This is a genomic window from Aquabacter sp. L1I39, from assembly GCF_017742835.1.
Taxonomy (GTDB): Bacteria; Pseudomonadota; Alphaproteobacteria; order Rhizobiales; family Xanthobacteraceae; genus L1I39.
In genome coordinates this window covers 1982619-1999472 of record NZ_CP072392.1, presented here as the reverse complement: position 1 = coordinate 1999472, position 16854 = coordinate 1982619, and the positions used below count along the sequence as shown (strand labels likewise).

The 16854-nt window shown below is 65.7% G+C and carries 13 protein-coding genes; 6 read left to right on the top strand and 7 right to left on the bottom strand.

The genetic code is table 11. The features are described 5' to 3' along the window. Window positions 1-11: 11 nt before the first annotated feature. Complete coding sequence (rfbC, locus tag J5J86_RS08685) at window positions 12-569, bottom strand: dTDP-4-dehydrorhamnose 3,5-epimerase (RefSeq protein ID WP_209104488.1); 558 nt, start codon at window positions 567-569, stop codon at window positions 12-14. Window positions 570-1153: 584 nt separating this feature from the next. On the opposite strand from rfbC, the gene J5J86_RS08680 reads away from it, so the two are divergent. Further along, a complete protein-coding gene (locus J5J86_RS08680) occupies window positions 1154-1783 on the top strand; it encodes an EAL domain-containing protein (protein ID WP_209104487.1) in 630 nt (209 codons plus the stop codon). A gap of 19 nt (window positions 1784-1802) precedes the next feature. On the opposite strand, the gene J5J86_RS08675 is transcribed toward J5J86_RS08680, so the two are convergent. After that, a complete protein-coding gene (locus tag J5J86_RS08675; RefSeq protein ID WP_247658262.1) occupies window positions 1803-3224 on the bottom strand; it encodes a mannose-1-phosphate guanylyltransferase/mannose-6-phosphate isomerase in 1422 nt (473 codons plus the stop codon). Between the two features lie 208 nt (window positions 3225-3432). Here J5J86_RS08675 and J5J86_RS08670 point away from each other — a divergent pair, with 208 nt between their 5' ends. The 5 genes from J5J86_RS08670 to J5J86_RS08650 all read left to right on the top strand — a co-directional run bounded on the left by J5J86_RS08670 (window position 3433) and on the right by J5J86_RS08650 (window position 9726). After that, the gene (locus J5J86_RS08670) at window positions 3433-5574 is read left to right on the top strand and encodes a sodium-translocating pyrophosphatase (protein WP_209104485.1); all 2142 of its coding nucleotides are present in this window, start codon (window positions 3433-3435) and stop codon (window positions 5572-5574) included. Window positions 5575-5723: 149 nt separating this feature from the next. Further along, on the top strand, window positions 5724-6125 hold the full coding sequence (secG, locus tag J5J86_RS08665; protein WP_209104484.1) for a preprotein translocase subunit SecG: 402 nt from the start codon (window positions 5724-5726) through the stop codon (window positions 6123-6125). 176 nt (window positions 6126-6301) lie between these two features. Next, window positions 6302-7930: a CTP synthase gene (locus J5J86_RS08660; RefSeq protein WP_209104483.1), complete on the top strand. Its 1629-nt coding sequence runs from the start codon at window positions 6302-6304 to the stop codon at window positions 7928-7930. 176 nt (window positions 7931-8106) lie between these two features. After that, window positions 8107-8973 carry a VOC family protein gene (locus tag J5J86_RS08655; protein WP_209104482.1) on the top strand — a complete coding sequence of 289 codons (867 nt, stop codon included), beginning with the start codon at window positions 8107-8109 and terminating at the stop codon, window positions 8971-8973. A gap of 84 nt (window positions 8974-9057) precedes the next feature. Next, window positions 9058-9726, top strand: coding sequence for a ribonuclease HII (locus J5J86_RS08650; protein WP_446698682.1), 669 nt, complete (start codon window positions 9058-9060; stop codon window positions 9724-9726). A 25-nt stretch (window positions 9727-9751) separates the two neighbouring features. Here J5J86_RS08650 and J5J86_RS08645 read toward each other — a convergent pair whose 3' ends face one another. From J5J86_RS08645 to J5J86_RS08625, 5 genes are all read right to left on the bottom strand, one after another. Further along, complete coding sequence (locus J5J86_RS08645) at window positions 9752-10525, bottom strand: sulfite exporter TauE/SafE family protein (RefSeq protein ID WP_209104481.1); 774 nt, start codon at window positions 10523-10525, stop codon at window positions 9752-9754. Between the two features lie 450 nt (window positions 10526-10975). Beyond that, window positions 10976-11755: a 3'(2'),5'-bisphosphate nucleotidase CysQ gene (gene cysQ / locus J5J86_RS08640; protein WP_209104480.1), complete on the bottom strand. Its 780-nt coding sequence runs from the start codon at window positions 11753-11755 to the stop codon at window positions 10976-10978. Then, window positions 11755-13683: a sulfate adenylyltransferase subunit CysN gene (gene cysN / locus J5J86_RS08635; RefSeq protein WP_209104479.1), complete on the bottom strand. Its 1929-nt coding sequence runs from the start codon at window positions 13681-13683 to the stop codon at window positions 11755-11757. Before cysN ends, cysQ begins: the two co-directional genes overlap by 1 nt. Further along, window positions 13683-14615 carry a sulfate adenylyltransferase subunit CysD gene (gene cysD / locus J5J86_RS08630; protein WP_209104478.1) on the bottom strand — a complete coding sequence of 311 codons (933 nt, stop codon included), beginning with the start codon at window positions 14613-14615 and terminating at the stop codon, window positions 13683-13685. The genes cysN and cysD overlap by 1 nt, the downstream gene beginning before the upstream one ends. Window positions 14616-15322: 707 nt before the next feature. Continuing rightward, window positions 15323-16756 carry a sigma-54 interaction domain-containing protein gene (locus tag J5J86_RS08625; protein WP_247658260.1) on the bottom strand — a complete coding sequence of 478 codons (1434 nt, stop codon included), beginning with the start codon at window positions 16754-16756 and terminating at the stop codon, window positions 15323-15325. Window positions 16757-16854: the final 98 nt, after the last annotated feature.

Below are 16854 nucleotides of genomic sequence, written 5' to 3'. Positions count from 1 at the left end.
CGTTTTTCCTGTCACGCATAGACGAATGGGCTGTCGAAATCCTTCAGGCGCGGCAACACCCGGTCCTTGTCGGACAGGATGGCTTCCGCCACCGGCCAGGTGATGGCGAGATCGGGGTCGTCCCAAACAATGCCGCCTTCGCATTCCTTCGAATAGGAGCCGTCCACCTTGTAGAGGACCTTTGTGTTGGGCACCAAGGTGCAGAAGGCATGGGCAAAGCCGCGCGGCACGAACAACTGCTCGCGGCCTTCCGCCGTGAGCTTGGCACCGGCCCACTGGCCATAGGTGGGCGAGCCCTTGCGGATGTCGACGGCCACGTCGAACACTTCGCCCTGCACCACGCGCACGAGCTTGGCCTGGGCGTGGGGGGGCACCTGGAAGTGCAGACCCCTTATGGTGCCGATGGGCTCGGACAGGGATTCGTTGTCCTGGATGAAGTCGCAGTCGATGCCGTTGGCGGCGTAGCGTGCCTTGACGTAGGTCTCGCTGAAATAGCCCCGCGGATCGTTGAACCGGGGCGGCGTGACGAGGATCACCTCGGGAATGTCCAGGCGCGTAAATACCGTCATGTGCGCAGCAAAAGCCCCCAGCTGACCTCGAAAAAGCGCGCGGACGTTAGCGCTCGGGGCCATTCAGGTCAATTGCGGGATGGCCTATCCGGTCGATTTATGTTGCATTGCAAAGCGCCGCCAGAGCGGAGGCTTGACAATTATGAGGGAGGTAGCAGGGTGGAAGTGCGCAGATGCGTCTCGCGCGCGGCATCGAACCCCCGCTTTCGTGCGCACTGCGGCAACGGGGCGCAGGCTCGGTGGGCGCCATGTCAGCGGAAACCCTGGGCCGTGTCGGATATGGGCCATGCGGTGGAACTTCCACCCTGCGCCGTCATTTTGCTTCCTTGGGCGATTCAATACGCGCCGCTCGGGTAACGAAGACGTTCCGGGCGCGATTGCGATGTTGCTGAACGAAACGATAACCCCATGTTGATTCGATGGTCATGCCGGGCGAAAGTATAACTGCTCGGGGAGTATTGGGTTTCGATTACTAGAGAAGTAGAAAAAATCGGATGCGCCTGTTGCCGAACGGGGCGTGAGTCTCCTTTTCCTTATTCGATGGCGTTTGAGCCGATCGTCGATGTGAAGGAGCGCAGTGTCTTTTGCGTTCGAGGCGCTCGTGGGGGGGCGGCGGCGAGCCGGCATCCACCATTCTGGCGCAGGTGAACGAGGACAATCTCTACAGCTTCGACCAGGCGTGCCGCGTGAAGGCCTTGCAATTGCCCGTGCATCTGGGCTTGCCGTCACGGGCCCAGCATGGCGTGTCCATCAATTTCTTGCCGCAAGCCATCTACGAGCCCGCCAATTGCCTGCGGGTAACGCTGGAAACGGCGGGCGAGCTGGGGCTCCCGCTCGGCCAGATCATCTTCGAGCTGACCGAGCATAAAAGAGCGACCGACATTGGCCGGATCGGCCACATCATGACCGAATATCACCGGTTCGGCCTGCGCACCGCCATCGATGATTTCGGTGGCGACTATTCCGGTCTTAATCTCCTCACCGAATTCCAGCCCCAGATCCTCAAGCTGGACCTGCACCTGACGCGCGGCATCGACATGGACGCCACCCGCCGGGCCATTGTGGCGGGCATTGTCCATATGTGCGGGTCCTTGGCATCACGCCGGTGGCGGAGGGGATCGAGACCGAGCGGGAGATGCGCGCGGTTCTGGCGCTCGGCATCACCCGCATGCAGGCTATTTGTCCGCGCGCCCCGACTTCGAGCAATTGCCTGAGCCGGTTTCCCCGTAAGTCTCAGGCGCGGTGGTAGATGTCCTCCAGGCGCACGATATCGTCCTCGCCCAGATAGGAGCCGGTCTGGACCTCGATGAGTTCGAGGGGGATGCGGCCGGGATTGGCGAGCCGATGGACGGCGCCCAGCGGAATATAGGTGGACTGGTTCTCGTGCACGGCAAAGACCTTGTCGTCCACCGTGACCTCGGCGGTGCCGTGCACCACGACCCAATGTTCCGAGCGGTGGTGATGCTTCTGGAGCGACAGCTTGGCGCCGGGCTCCACCACAATTTTCTTTACGTGGAATCGATCGCCCCGGCAGATGGTCTGGTAGGTGCCCCACGGCCGGTGGACCTTCAAGTGCTCGTCCGCCGCATAATGCTTGGCCGCTTTCAGGGTGGCCACCATGGCCTTGACATCCTGGCTGCGGTCGGACGGCATGATGAGGACAGCGTCCTCGGTGGCCACCACGGAGAGGTGGTCGAGGCCGATACCCGCCACCAAGGGGCCTTCCGAGCGCACATAGGAGTTTCGGCTGTCGATCAGCTCCACCGCGCCGACCGTCACGTTGCCCTGGCCGTCCTGGTCGCCGATCTCGCGCAGCGCGTCCCAGGAGCCGATGTCTGACCAGCCGAACTCTCCGGCCACCACCGCCGCGTGGCGGGTGCGCTCCAGTACGGCGAAGTCGATGGATTTGGGCGGTGCCGCCATGAAGGCCTCGGGCGCGAGGCGCACAAAGCCGAGATCGTCCTTCGCCCCCTCGGCGGCGGCGAGCGCCCCGGCGGTCAGTTCCGGTTCGAAGGTCTCCGCCTCGGCGATCATCAGCGAGGCGGGGAAAAGGAAGTTGCCGGAATTCCAGAGATAGCCGTCCTTGAGATAGCGCTCGGCCGTGGCGCGGTCCGGCTTCTCCACAAACGCGGCCACCTCCTGCCCACCCTCCGGCAAGGTCGCCCCGGGGCGGATATAGCCATAGCTGGTGCGCGGGCTGTCGGGGGTGATGCCGAAGGTCACGATGCGTCCGCTCGCTGCCACCTGCGCGGCCACGTCCACGGCGGCGCGGAAGGCGTCGGGCTTGGTCACCACATGGTCGGCCGCCAGCGCCAGGATAAGCGCATCCGGCCCATACATCTTGCGGACCACCGCAGCGGCGGCGATGAGGGCGGGCGCGCTGTCGCGGCGCGCGGGCTCCAGCACCACGGTCGCGTCGATGCCGATCTCGCTCGCCTGGCGGCGGGCGAAGAAGCGGAAATCCTCGCTTGTGATCACCACCGGCGGCGCGAACCGATCGCCCGGCGGCACGCGCAGCAGCGTGTCCTGGTACATGGTGTGGTCGCCGGCGAGCGCCAGGAACTGCTTGGGCAGGGTGTTGCGGGACAGGGGCCAAAGGCGCGTGCCGGCACCACCGGCCAGAACCATCGGGATGATCTTCTGTCCGGCAGCCATGGTCGCGTCCATCCGCATCTGAAAACCCTTCCGGCCTAGTGGCACAACTCGCCCCGGCGGTCCAGGGAAGGCCAGAGGCGCATCGCGCCGCGCGGCGGCTTGCAAAAGAAGGGATTGCGCCGGCCCGGAGCACCGCTCACACTCCCCTTGCATAAAAAATGGACCTGAAAAATCGGGTTCTGGGGTTGGAAACGAAGGGGTGGGTTACATGTTGGCTCTGTTGGTGATTATCGCCTGCGGCCTCTTCGCCGTGGGCTATGGTGTATGGGCCGGCCGAGAGGTCATGGCCGCCGATCCCGGCTCCCCGCGCATGCAGGAGATTGCCGGGGCCATTGCGGAGGGCGCGCAGGCCTATCTGCGGCGGCAATACCTGACCATCGGCGCGGTCGGCCTCGTCATTTTCATTGCGGTCGGACTTTTCCTCGGCTGGCTGGTGGCCATCGGCTTCGCGGTGGGTGCCGTGCTTTCGGGCCTTGCCGGCTTCATCGGCATGAATGTGTCGGTGCGGGCCAATGTGCGCACCGCCCAGGCGGCGACGCGCTCCCTGGCGGGTGGCCTCGATATCGCCTTCAAGGCGGGCGCGGTGACGGGGCTCCTGGTGGCCGGTCTCGCCCTGCTTGGGGTTGCGGTCTATTTCGCCATCCTCACCCACGGCATCGGCCTTGCGCCGGGCAGCCGCACGGTGGTGGATGCCCTCGTCGCCCTCGGCTTCGGCGCCTCCCTCATTTCCATCTTCGCGCGTCTTGGCGGCGGCATCTTCACCAAGGGCGCGGACGTGGGCGGCGATCTCGTGGGCAAGGTGGAGGCGGGCATCCCCGAGGATGACCCGCGCAACCCCGCCACCATCGCCGACAATGTGGGCGACAATGTCGGCGACTGCGCCGGCATGGCGGCGGACCTGTTTGAGACCTATGCGGTGACGGTCGTCGCCACCATGGTGCTGGCGGTGATCTTCTTCGCCGGCAATGCGACGACGCTGAACGCCATGCTGCTCTATCCGCTGGCCATTGGCGGCGTCTGCATCCTCACCTCCATCGCCGGCACGTTCTTCGTGCGATTGGGGCCGACCTCCTCCATCATGGGGGCGCTCTATAAAGGCTTTGCCGCCTCCGCCGGCCTCTCGGTGTTCGCTCTGGCCCTCGTCACCTGGCTTCTGCCCGGCTTCGGGCTTCTGCCGGGCTCCACCGTCACGGGCACGCAGCTCTTTTTGTCGGGCGTGGTGGGCCTGGCCGTGACCGGCGCCATCGTCGTCATAACCGAATATTATACCGGCACCGGCTATCGCCCCGTGGTCTCCATCGCCCAGGCCTCGGTGACCGGGCACGGCACCAACATCATCCAGGGTCTGGCGGTGTCGCTGGAATCCACCGCCTTGCCGACCTTGGTCATTATTGCCGGCATCCTCGCCGCCTACGGCTTGGCCGGCCTGTTCGGCATTGCCATTGCGGCGACCACCATGCTGGCCCTGGCGGGCATGGTGGTGGCGCTCGATGCCTTCGGCCCGGTCACCGACAATGCGGGCGGCATCGCCGAGATGGCGGGCCTGCCGGCGGAGGTGCGCCATTCCACCGATGCGCTGGACGCGGTGGGCAACACCACCAAGGCGGTCACCAAGGGCTATGCCATCGGCTCGGCGGGCCTCGGCGCGCTGGTTCTGTTCGCGGCCTATAACCAGGACCTGAAATACTTCATCGCCCAGGCAGGGCAGGGGACCTATTTCTCCGGCGTCACCCCCAATTTCTCGCTGGAAAACCCTTATGTGGTCGTCGGCCTGCTGTTCGGCGGCCTCTTGCCCTTCCTGTTCGCCGCCATGGGCATGACGGCGGTGGGCCGGGCGGCCGGCGCCATCGTGGAGGAGGTGCGGCGGCAGTTCCGGGAGAAGCCGGGCATCATGGCCGGCACCGAGAAGCCGGACTATTCCCGCGCCGTGGACCTGCTCACCAAGGCGGCCATCAAGGAGATGATCATCCCGTCCCTGCTGCCGGTGCTCTCGCCCATCGTCTGCTATTACGTCATTTATCTGGTGGCGGGCGGCGGAGTGGCCGGCAAGTCGGCGGCCTTCTCGGCGGTGGGCGCGATGCTGCTCGGCGTCATCGTCACCGGCCTATTCGTCGCCATTTCCATGACCTCGGGCGGCGGCGCCTGGGACAATGCCAAGAAGTCGTTCGAGGACGGCTTTGTGGATAAGGACGGGGTGCGCCACTACAAGGGTTCGGACGCCCACAAGGCCTCCGTCACCGGCGACACCGTGGGCGATCCCTACAAGGACACCGCGGGCCCGGCGGTCAATCCCATGATCAAGATCACCAACATCGTCGCCTTGCTGCTGCTGGCGGTGCTGGGCCATTGAGGACGCGGGCGGTTCCGCAAGAGCGGGACCCTTGCAGGTCAGGGCGGCGCCTCTTGCAGGTCGCCGCCCTTCCTTTGCGTGGCGCGATCGTGTAGGAGAGCGCCCGACTTCATGCCTTGATCCGCCCCTTGGGCGAAGACGATGGAACCATGCAGACTGTCCTGATCGTCATCCACCTTATGGTGGTCCTCGCTTTGATCGGCGTGGTGCTGATCCAGCGCTCCGAAGGGGGCGGGCTCGGCATCGGCGGCGGCGGCGGCTCCGGTGGCTTTTTCACCGCGCGCGGCACGGCCAACGTGCTGACGCGGGCGACGGCGATTCTTGCGGCGCTGTTCTTCATCACCTCCATCTCGCTGACCATCCTGGCCGGCTGGGGCCGCACGCCGCCCGCCATCCTGAACCAGACGGCGCCGACCGGCCCATCCGCCCCCCAGAGCGGGGGGTCGATTCTCGACCAGATCCGGCCCCAGGCGCCTGCTTCCACGGCTCCGGCCGCGCCTGCCCCGGCCGCTCCGGCGCCCACGGGTCCGCAGGTGCCGCAGTCGCAGTGATCAGTTCGTCGTGATCAAGACGGCCTGATCAGGCAATCCTGGTCAGGCCGCAGGTTCTCGTTTTGCTAATCGCGCGCCGCGGTCCGCTGCGGCGTAACGTTTTCCCCAGGCGGGGCGAGGGCGTGCAGGCCGTCGCCCTCGCCGAATCGCGTTTGCGCGGAGTAGAGTAGAAGCCCATGGCGCGCTATATCTTCATCACCGGCGGCGTCGTGTCCTCCCTGGGCAAGGGCCTCGCCTCCGCAGCTTTGGGCGCGCTTCTCCAGGCGCGCGGCTACACCGTCCGGCTCCGCAAGCTGGACCCCTATCTGAACGTCGATCCGGGCACCATGAGCCCGTATCAGCATGGCGAAGTGTTCGTCACCGACGATGGCGCCGAGACCGATCTGGACCTCGGCCATTACGAGCGCTTCACCGGCCGCCCCGCCACCAAGCGGGACAACATCACCACCGGCAAGATCTACCAGGACATCATCACCAAGGAGCGGCGCGGCGACTATCTGGGCGCCACCGTCCAGGTGATCCCCCACGTCACCAATGCCATCAAGGAATTCGTCCTGGAGGGCAACGAGGCCTATGACTTCGTGCTGGTGGAAGTGGGCGGCACGGTGGGCGACATTGAGGGCCTGCCCTTCTTCGAGGCCACCCGCCAGCTGAAGAACGAGCTGCCGCGCAACCATTCCATCTTCATCCACCTCACCTTGCTGCCCTTCATCCCCTCCGCCGGGGAATTGAAGACCAAGCCGACCCAGCATTCGGTGAAGGAGCTGCGCTCCATCGGCATCCAGCCCGACATCCTCCTGTGCCGCACCGACCGTCCGGTGCCCCGCGAGGAGCGCCGCAAGCTGTCGCTGTTCTGCAATGTGCGGGAGAGCGCGGTGATCGAGGCGCGGGATGTGGACAACATCTATGCCGTGCCCGCCGCTTATCACGCCGAAGGGCTCGACACGGAAGTGCTGGCCGCCTTCGGCATCGAGCCGGCGCCCGCGCCCAACCTGAAGCGCTGGTCGGTGATCGAGGACCGGGTGCGCAATCCCGAGGGCGAGGTCACCATCGCGGTGGTGGGCAAATATACCGGCCTCAAGGACGCCTATAAGTCGCTCATCGAGGCGCTGGCCCATGGCGGCATCGCCAACAAGGTGAAGGTGAACCTCGACTGGATCGAGAGCGAGACCTTCGAGCGCGAGGACCCCGCGCCCTTCTTGGACCATGTGCACGGCATCCTGGTGCCCGGCGGCTTCGGCCAGCGCGGCGCCGAGGGCAAGATCCGCGCGGCCCAGTTTGCCCGCGAGCGGGCCGTGCCCTATTTCGGCATCTGCTTCGGCATGCAGATGGCGGTGATCGAGGCGGCGCGCAATCTTGCCGGCGTCACCAAGGCCAATTCCACCGAGTTCGGCGAGACCTCCGAGCCGGTGGTGGGCTTGCTCACCGAATGGCTGAAGGGCAACGAGCTGGAGCGCCGCAACGCCGCCGGCGACCTTGGCGGCACCATGCGCCTCGGCGCCTACGAGGCGCGCCTTTCGGACGAGAGCCGGGTGGCGTCCATCTATGGCTCCACCGACATCTTCGAGCGGCACCGCCACCGCTATGAAGTGAACACCGCCTATAAGGATCGCCTGGAGGACTGCGGCCTGCGCTTCTCCGGCATGTCGCCCGACGGGCTACTGCCGGAAATTGTTGAGTATGCCGACCATCCCTGGTTTATCGGCGTGCAGTTCCATCCCGAACTGAAGTCGCGTCCGTTCGAGCCGCACCCCCTGTTTGCCTCCTTCATCCGGGCGGCCATGGTGCAGAGCCGGCTGGTCTGAAGGTCCCGACTTCCAAAAGGCCTGCGGGCGCCTCCTCGATTCGCCGCGGGCCTGCCGCTTCGTCTGAGATCACGCATCCCCGGGAGACCGCGGCGGTGCTGGCTTCCCTGGCATGCGGTTGCCCTTAAGTCGCCGGACGTGCCACAAGGTCGAACCGGAGAGACAGGGGGGACCCCATGGCCCGTGGCCTCGACCATGTCGTTCACGTCGTGCGCGATCTCGATGCGGCAGGGGAGGTCTATGACCTGCTCGGCTTCACGGTCGGCCCGCGCAACCGCCATCCCTGGGGCACCCAGAACCGCATCATCCAGACTGACGGCTTCTTCATGGAGCTGCTGGAGATTTCCGAGCCCGACAAGATCACCGAGGGCGATAGCGGCCATTTCTCCTTCGGCGCCTTCAATCGGGACTTCCTGGAGCGCAACGGGCAAGGCTTGTCCATGCTCGTCACCGAGGGCAAGGACCCGGCCGCCGAGAAGGCCGCATTCGACGCCGCGGGTGTCGGGGGCTTCGACCTGTTCGACTTCTCCCGCCTCGCCCGCCGCCCCGATGGCGGCGAGGTGGAAGTGGGATTCTCCCTTGCCTTCGCCCGCGACGAGACGGCGCCCAATGCGGGCTTCTTCACCTGCACCCAGCGCAAGCCGGAAAATTTCTGGAATGCGCAATTGCAGCGCCACACCAATGGCGTCACCCGAGTGGCCGGCGTGGTGCTGGTGGCCGAGCGGCCCATCGATCATATCAGCTTCATCGACACCTTCTGCGGGGTGACCCCGCGTCGGGCGACGGACGCCTGGTATGTGGCGCAGACCCCCCGGGGCGACATCGACATCATGACCCGCGCCACCTTTGGCGAGCGCTTTGGCACCACGGCGCCGGCGGGAGAGGACCTGCGACTCGCGGCCGTGCGCTTCACGTCCACGGGCGCGGCGAGCATGCGGCGTGGCCTTGCGGCCCGGAAGATGATCGAGGAAGCCATGGAGGGCATGGTGGTGGCCCCGCCCCGCGCCATCATGGGCGCGGCCATCGTGCTGGAATTGGAATAGCGGACGTACCGCGCGGCGGTGTCCGCGGGCGATGTCGCCCGCGCGCAAGCCGTGCATCGGGATGACGAGGCAAAGGTGAGGGCGATCATCGCAGGCGCCGGCTCCCGCCGCAAAGCGGAGCCACCCGTTGGCCTCGGCTTCGAGGCGGAAACCGCCCGCTATGCGGGCGGCCTGATGCCCATCGCCGGGGCGGACGAGGCCGGCCGGGGGCCGCTGGCCGGGCCGGTGGTGGCCGCCGCCGTCATTCTCGATCCGTTGCGTGTGCCGCGCGGCCTCGACGATTCCAAGAAGCTCACGGCGGCGCGGCGCGAAGCCCTGTTCGACGAAATCCTCGCCACGGCAGAGGTCTCCGTGAGCATGGCGCCGCCCGCGCGGATCGACCGGGACAACATCCGCCAGGCGTGTCTGTGGGCGCTTTCGAGCGCCGTGCGCGCCCTGCCGCGCACACCGGCGCTCGTGTTCGTGGACGGCAATGATCCCCCGCCCGTCCCCTGTGCGCTGGAAATGGTGATCGGAGGCGACGGCCTCATCGCTTCCATCGCCGCCGCTTCCATCGTCGCCAAGGTGACGCGTGACCGGCTGATGGCGGGGGTGGGCACGGCCTTTCCGGCCTATGGCTTCGAGCGGCACATGGGCTATGGCACCCGCGCCCATGGCGATGCGCTGCGCACCCACGGCCCTTGCCGCCACCACCGCGCCTCGTTCGCGCCGGTGCGCGAGCAGCAACTGGCGCTGTTCGGGGAAGACGTCTGAAGGGCGGGGCGGGCCCCGCCTGCGGTCACATCACCAGCCGCACACCCACGATCAGCAGCACGGTTGCCAGTACGGCGCGCAGACAGGGGTCGGGCACCTTGACCGACCAGAGGCTGCCAATGATGACGCCGGGCACCGAGCCCAGCAGCAGCGCGCCCACGAGGGCGAAATTCACATCCCCAAGCCACCAGTGCCCCATGCCCGCCAGCAGCGCCAGCGGCACCGCATGGGCGATGTCCGAGCCCACGAGGCGCGACGTGGGCAGATGCGGGTAGAGCACGATCAGTGCGGTGACCCCCATGGCGCCGGCGCCGACCGAGGTCAGCGTCACCAGCACCCCCAGCGTTGCCCCGGCCGCAATGGTGAGCATGTGCCGGCGGTGATCGGAGACCTCTCCCACAAACCCGCCCAGCAGCTTCACCGCACGGGTGCGAAACATCACCACCAGCGAGGTGAGGATGAGCACTCCGCCCAGGCTCGCCTTGACGAAGCCGGAGCCGCCATCATGGCTGAGATGAGCCAAGGAGGCGAAGGCGAGGGTGAGCGCCGTCATGGGCACGCTGCCGGTGGCCAGCAGGCGCACCACCTTCCAATCCACGCTCTGCCGGAAGCCGTGGACACCGGTGCCCACCGCCTTTGTGGCGGCGGCATAGAGAAGGTCACTGCCGACGGCCGTGGCCGGATGCACGCCGAACAGGAGAATGAGAAGCGGGGTCATGAGCGAGCCGCCGCCGACCCCCGTGAGGCCCACCAGGATGCCGACGACGAGCCCAGACAGGGAATAAAGATAGAAAGCCATGCCCCGCTCGTCCCCGCTGCGGCAGCCACATGCGTGGCGGACACCAAGACTGCCGCACCAGGGGCGCCAAGGCTCAGCGTCCTCAGCCCGGCCGGTCAGGTGCCGGGCCGGCTGACAATTCGCATCATAATAGAGCGCGATCCCATCAGATTGAATCAATCTGATGGGTGAATCGCCCTCTAACCCATTGATGGAGAATGCGTGATCCGATCAGATGGCGATGCCATCTGATCGGCGCATGCTCCAGAGCGCCGACGCGCCCTCCGTCTCCCTGACGAGAGGAGGAGGAACCGATGCCGTGTGATCGGATCCCGCTCTATGCGCAGCGATCACCTCCTGGAGCGTTTCATGGAACGCCGCTTCGCTCCATCTCTTGGTTTTAGCGCGTTTCCTTCACACGAAGAGGTTCCCGCTTCGCCCGGACGCGCCGCAAGACCGGGGAGGCCCGGTTCAATGCACGGGCGCTTCCTGGCCCGCAGCGATGAAATGGGGATTGCGGCACTCGGGTTTGCCATAGCAGAGCTCGGCCCCCTCCAGCGTGCGCACCGTGCCGCCCGCCGCCCGCAGGATCGCATGGCCGGCGGCGATATCCCACTCCATGGTCGGCCCAAAGCGCGGATAGAGGTCGGCGACACCCCGCGCCACCAGGCACAGCTTGAGGGAGGAGCCGGCGGGGCGGAATTCCGCCACTTTCCGTCCGCCGAGGAACTCCTCCATGGCCTGCGCATTTCCATGGGAGCGCGAGCCCACCACCACCAGGCCCTCCGGTGGCACCGGACGCACATGGATGGGCCGCGCGCCGTCCTTGTCGGCGTAGAAGGCGGCATCCGCCGCGCCCCAATAGGTCTCCCCCAAAGCGGGCGCCACCACGATGCCCAGCACCGGTACGCCCTGGTCGATCAGGGCAATGTTGACCGTGAACTCGCCATTGCCGGAAAGGAACTCCTTGGTGCCGTCGAGGGGATCCACCAGCCAGAAGCGGCTGCCTGCCACGGTCGGGCTGAGGCCCTTGGAGGCTTCCTCCTCGGAGATCACAGGGATGTCCGGCGTCAGCGTCCGCAGATGGGGCAGGATCACCGCTTCGGACGCCTCGTCCGCCTGCGTGACCGGGCTGCCATCGGCCTTGGTGCGCGCTTCGGCGGCGCCATAGAAGGCGAGTGTTGCCCGGCCGGCCTCTTCCGCTACCGGCCGCAGCGCCGTGAGCAATGCCTTGAGCTTGGCCGGTTCCATCACATCTCCTCGCTGCGCAGCAGGCCGCGGGCCTCCAGCACGGCGATGATCTGCTCCGCCGCGGCCTCCGGCGCAAGGGTCGCGCTCTCGATATGAATGTCCGGATTCTCCGGCGGCTCATAGGGGCTCGATATGCCCGTGAAATTGGCAATCTCACCCCGCCGCGCCTTCTTGTAGAGGCCCTTGGGGTCGCGCTGCTCCACCACCGCCAGCGGGGCGTCCACGAACACTTCCAGGAACTGGCCGTCCGGCATCAGATCGCGGGCCATCTGCCGTTCGGAGCGGAACGGCGAGATGAACGACACCACCACGATGAGGCCGGCATCGGCCATCAGCCGCGCCACTTCGCCCACCCGGCGGATATTCTCCACCCGGTCGCTCTCGGTGAAGCCGAGGTCGCGGTTGAGGCCGTGGCGCACATTGTCGCCGTCCAGCATGTAGGAGTGCTTGCCCATGGCGAACAGGCGCCGTTCCACCAGATTGGCGATGGTGGACTTGCCGGCGCCTGAGAGGCCGGTGAACCACAGCACGAAGGGTTTCTGATTCTTCTGGTGGGCCCGGGTATTGCGGTCGAGGTCCACCGCTTGCCAGTGGATGTTCTGCGCCCGGCGCAGGGCGAAATGGACGAGGCCAGCGGCCACCGTTTCGTTGGTGAAGCGATCGATGAGGATGAAGCCGCCGGTGTCGCGATTGTCCGTGTAGGCATCGAACACCACGGCCTGGCTGAGCGAGATGTTGCACTGGCCGATCTCGTTCATCTCCAGCTGGCGGGCGGCCATGTGCTCGAGCGTGTTGACATTGACCTTGTGCTTGAGCGCGGTGATGGAGGCGGTGACGGTCTTGGCGCCGATCTTCATCAGATAAGACCGCCCCGGCAGCATGGGCGTCTCGTTCATCCAGATGATGGTGGTCTGGAACTGGTCGGACACCTCCGCCGGATCGTCCACGCCGGTGATCACGTCGCCCCGGCTGCAATCGATCTCGTCTGCGAGGGTGAGTGTCACCGACTGGCCGGCGACGCCCACCGGCAGGTCGCCATCCAAATAAACCCGCGTCACCGTGCTCTGGCGGCCCGATGGCATCACCCGCACCACATCCCCCGGCGCCACGGTGCCGGTGGCGATGAAGCCGGAAAAGCCTCGAAACTCATGGCTCGGCCGGTTGACCCACTGCACCGGCATGCGGAAGGAGGCCGAGCGGGTGTCACTTACCGTCTCCACGCTCTCCAGGTGGCCCATGAGGGTGGGCCCCTCATACCAGGGGGTGTTTGTGCTCTTTTCGGTGATGTTGTCTCCCGCCAGCGCCGAGATGGGGATGGCGGTGATGTCTGCGATGGGAAGGCGGTCGGCAAAGGCCGTGTAGTCGGCGAGGATCTGGTTGAAGACATCCTGGCTGTAATTCACCAGGTCCATCTTGTTGATGGCGAGCACCACATGGCGGATGCCCACCAGGGAGGCGAGATAGGAGTGCCGCCGGGTCTGGGTCAGCACGCCCCGCCGCGCATCGATGAGGATGACCGCAAGGTCCGCGGTGGAGGCGCCGGTGACCATGTTGCGGGTATATTGCTCGTGGCCGGGCGTGTCGGCGACGATGAACTTGCGGCGGGCGGTGGAAAAGAACCGATAGGCCACATCGATGGTGATGCCCTGCTCGCGCTCGGCGGCCAGCCCATCCACCAGCAGGGCGAAATCGATATTCTGGCCCTGCGTGCCCATGCGCCTGGAATCGGCTTCCAGCGCCGCAAGCTGGTCCTCGAAGATCATCTTGCTGTCATAGAGCAGCCGGCCGATGAGCGTGGACTTGCCGTCATCCACCGAGCCGCAGGTGATGAAGCGCAGGAGGCTCTTGTGCTCGTGCTGGCGCAGATAGGCTTCGATGTCGGTGGAAAGCAGGTCGGCCTGCTGGTCCTGGTAAACCACGGGGGCCATCAGAAATACCCTTCCTGCTTCTTCTTCTCCATGCTGGCGGCGCTGTCATGGTCGATGGCGCGGCCCTGCCGTTCGGATGTGGTGGTGAGCAGCATTTCCTGGATGACTTCCGGCAAGGTGCGGGCCGTGCTCTCCACCGCGCCGGACAGGGGGTAGCAGCCGAGCGTGCGGAAGCGGATGGACTTCATCTGCGGGGGCTGGCCGTCCGGGATGCGCATGCGTTCGTCATCCACCATGATGGTGAGCCCGTTATAATTCACCACCGGCCGCTCGGCCGCGAAATAGAGCGGCACGATGGGGATGTTTTCCTTGTAGATATATTGCCAGATGTCCAGCTCGGTCCAATTGGACAAAGGGAAGACGCGGATGGTCTCGCCCTTGTTCTTGCGGGCATTGTAGAGATGCCAGAGCTCGGGGCGCTGCTGCTTGGGGTCCCAGCGATGGCCGGGGGCGCGGAAGGAGAAGATGCGCTCCTTGGCCCGGCTCTTCTCCTCGTCCCGCCGCGCGCCGCCGAAGGCGACATCGAAGCCGTGATGGTCGAGGGCGGCTTTCAGCGCCTCGGTCTTCATCACGTCCGTATAGAGGCCGCCATGGTCGAACGGATTGATGCCGCGTTCGAGGCCGTCCTGATTGATCCACTCGATCAGCTCGAAACCCAGCTCCCGCGCCCGCCGGTCGCGAAAGGTGATCATGTCGCGGAACTTCCAGGTGGTGTTCACGTGCATGAGCGGGAAGGGCGGCTTGCCGGGGGCGAAGGCCTTCATGGCCAGATGCAGCATCACCGCGCTGTCCTTGCCCACAGAATAGAGCATGACCGGCTTCTCCGCCTCGGCCACCACCTCGCGCATGATGTGGATGCTCTCGGCTTCCAGCCGCTGCAGGTGGGTGAGATCCGGTTGGCTCAGGCCGGGGGGAAGAGAGCAGGTCAGCATGGGCTCCTTAGAAAAAAATGTTTGTCAAACGAGGTGGCTGCAACTCGGCTTTTCTTGACGCCAGAGCGACGCGACGCCAGCGGCGACCTTTCTGTCGCAATTCACTTTCTCAGGAACAAAGCTCCCCTAGCGTTAGGCAAGGGTGAAAACCAAACATGCGCTGAAGGCAACCGCTGAAGCGCAACCACGCAGAAAAGTAACATCGCCCCGCGTGATAGGCAAGATCTGATTGTATTTTTATTTAATACACATAGAAAGATTGTTAAATATTAGCGCGCTTCGGATCTCCGCGGGAGAATTGTGATACGTCGGTCGCTCCCACGCCTTGCCTCTCCAGTCTTTAGGCCTACGTCCCAGAGCAGCATAGCAACTGCCGGTTCAGACGTCGCGGGCCTCCTGTTGATTCGCCGGTCGATACTGGCCAGCGGCTAGGCTCAGGACTCATTGATCAGAGCCAGAAGATGACAGTTGCGGCGATGCAGATGGCGGAGAAGAAGGTGTGGGCGCATCGGTCGTAGCGAACCAGCCGCTGAACTCGCGGCCGCAGCCCGTCGTTGATGGGCGGTTTATAGGACCCCACTTTCAGGGTGTCAACACGGTTTTTGGAACTTTCACGACGGCCGCACGTTCACACCTTTGTGCCCGCCGTCGCCCCGTTGATTAGAACCTTGGCCGGTAAAGGCTTTGCGTCACATGTCCACAGCCATTCACAGCCCAGGCGCATCCGCGCCGCCCTGGCCTCCGCCGGTCCCGGTGAGCCCGTGACGCTGCATCTTGGCGTAGAGATTGCTGCGCGACAGGCCGAGGCTCCGGGCCGCGCTTTCTCGTGTGTCGCAGCGGCCGAGCGTCTGGGCGATCATGGATTTCTCCAACGCCGCCAAGGCCTCCGCCAATCTGCTTGCCGGCGGGGCGGGCTCGTGGCGCGGGGGTTCGACGGTGATTCCCAGCGCGTCTGCCACATCGCCCGCCGCGATGGAGGCGCCCTCGGCGCGCACATAGATCTGCTCGATGACATTGGCCAGTTCCCGCACATTGCCGGGCCAGGAGTGACGTTCCAGCAAAGACTGCGCCTGCGGCGTGATCGGGCGGCGAACGACGCCATGCGCCCTGGCAGTGCGCTCTGAGAATTTGGATGCCAGGAGGCCGATGTCCCCCTCCCGCTCCCGCAGGGGCGGCAGGCGGACGGAGAGCACATTCAGCCGGTAATAAAGGTCCTGCCGGAAGCGCCCCTCCTCCACCATCTTTGCCAGGGGTCGGCTGGTGGCGGCGATGATGCGCACGTCCACGCGGGCAAGCTGGTTGGAGCCGACCGGCTCCACTTCCCCCTCCTGGAGCGCCCGCAGGAGCTTGGCCTGAAGCGTCAGGGGCATGTCGCCGATCTCGTCGAGGAACAGCGTCCCCTCATGGGCGATCTGGAACTTGCCGGGTCGCGGCTGGCGGGCGGCGCCGGTAAAGGCTCCAGGCGCCACCCCGAAGAATTCCGCTTCCAGCAGGTTCTCCGGCACGGCGGCCACATTGATGGCGACGAACGGACGATTGACGCGGGCCGAGGCGGCGTGGATGGCGTGGGCCGCCATCTCCTTTCCGGTTCCGGTTTCGCCGAGCAGCAGGACGGGCGAACGCACCTCCCCTGCCCGCCGCAGCAGACGACCCACCTCGCGCATGGCCGGACTCGCCCCCAGGATCTGCTCGCTTGTGTATCGGTGGGAGCGGGTGGTGGAGAGCGCCTGCTCCATGCGCGCGAGCCGCGCTTGGAGGTGGTGAACGCGCTCGGCAATGGGACGCAGATGGGGAATGCTGTTCTTAAGCGCGAAGGCAAAAGCGCCGATGATTTCGCCCGCCTCCGAGCGCAGTGGCAGGCGGGTGACCAGGAGCGTCTTGTCGCCATATTGGATCACGTCGAGGGGCTGGGGACGGCCGGTCTCCACCACCTCACGCAGGCGGCTGTGGGGAATGACCCGCTCGATCTCCTGACCCACCACGTCACGCAGCGCCACGCCACCAAGCAGGGCCAATTGGCCGGGATTGAACCAGACCACCCGCGCGCGCTCGTCGACGATGGTGGCCCCATCGATCATTTCCTCGACCATTTCAAGGAGGGACCGGGCAGCCAGAAGCCGGGCCTGTGCATCGGTGGGCATTGCTGTTTCCTTCCTCCTGTCCTGAGTTCTGGACGCTCGTTTCCTTTCAGGACACACCAGGCGAGACTGCACTTCAATCCGTTCAAGACATCCTTGCC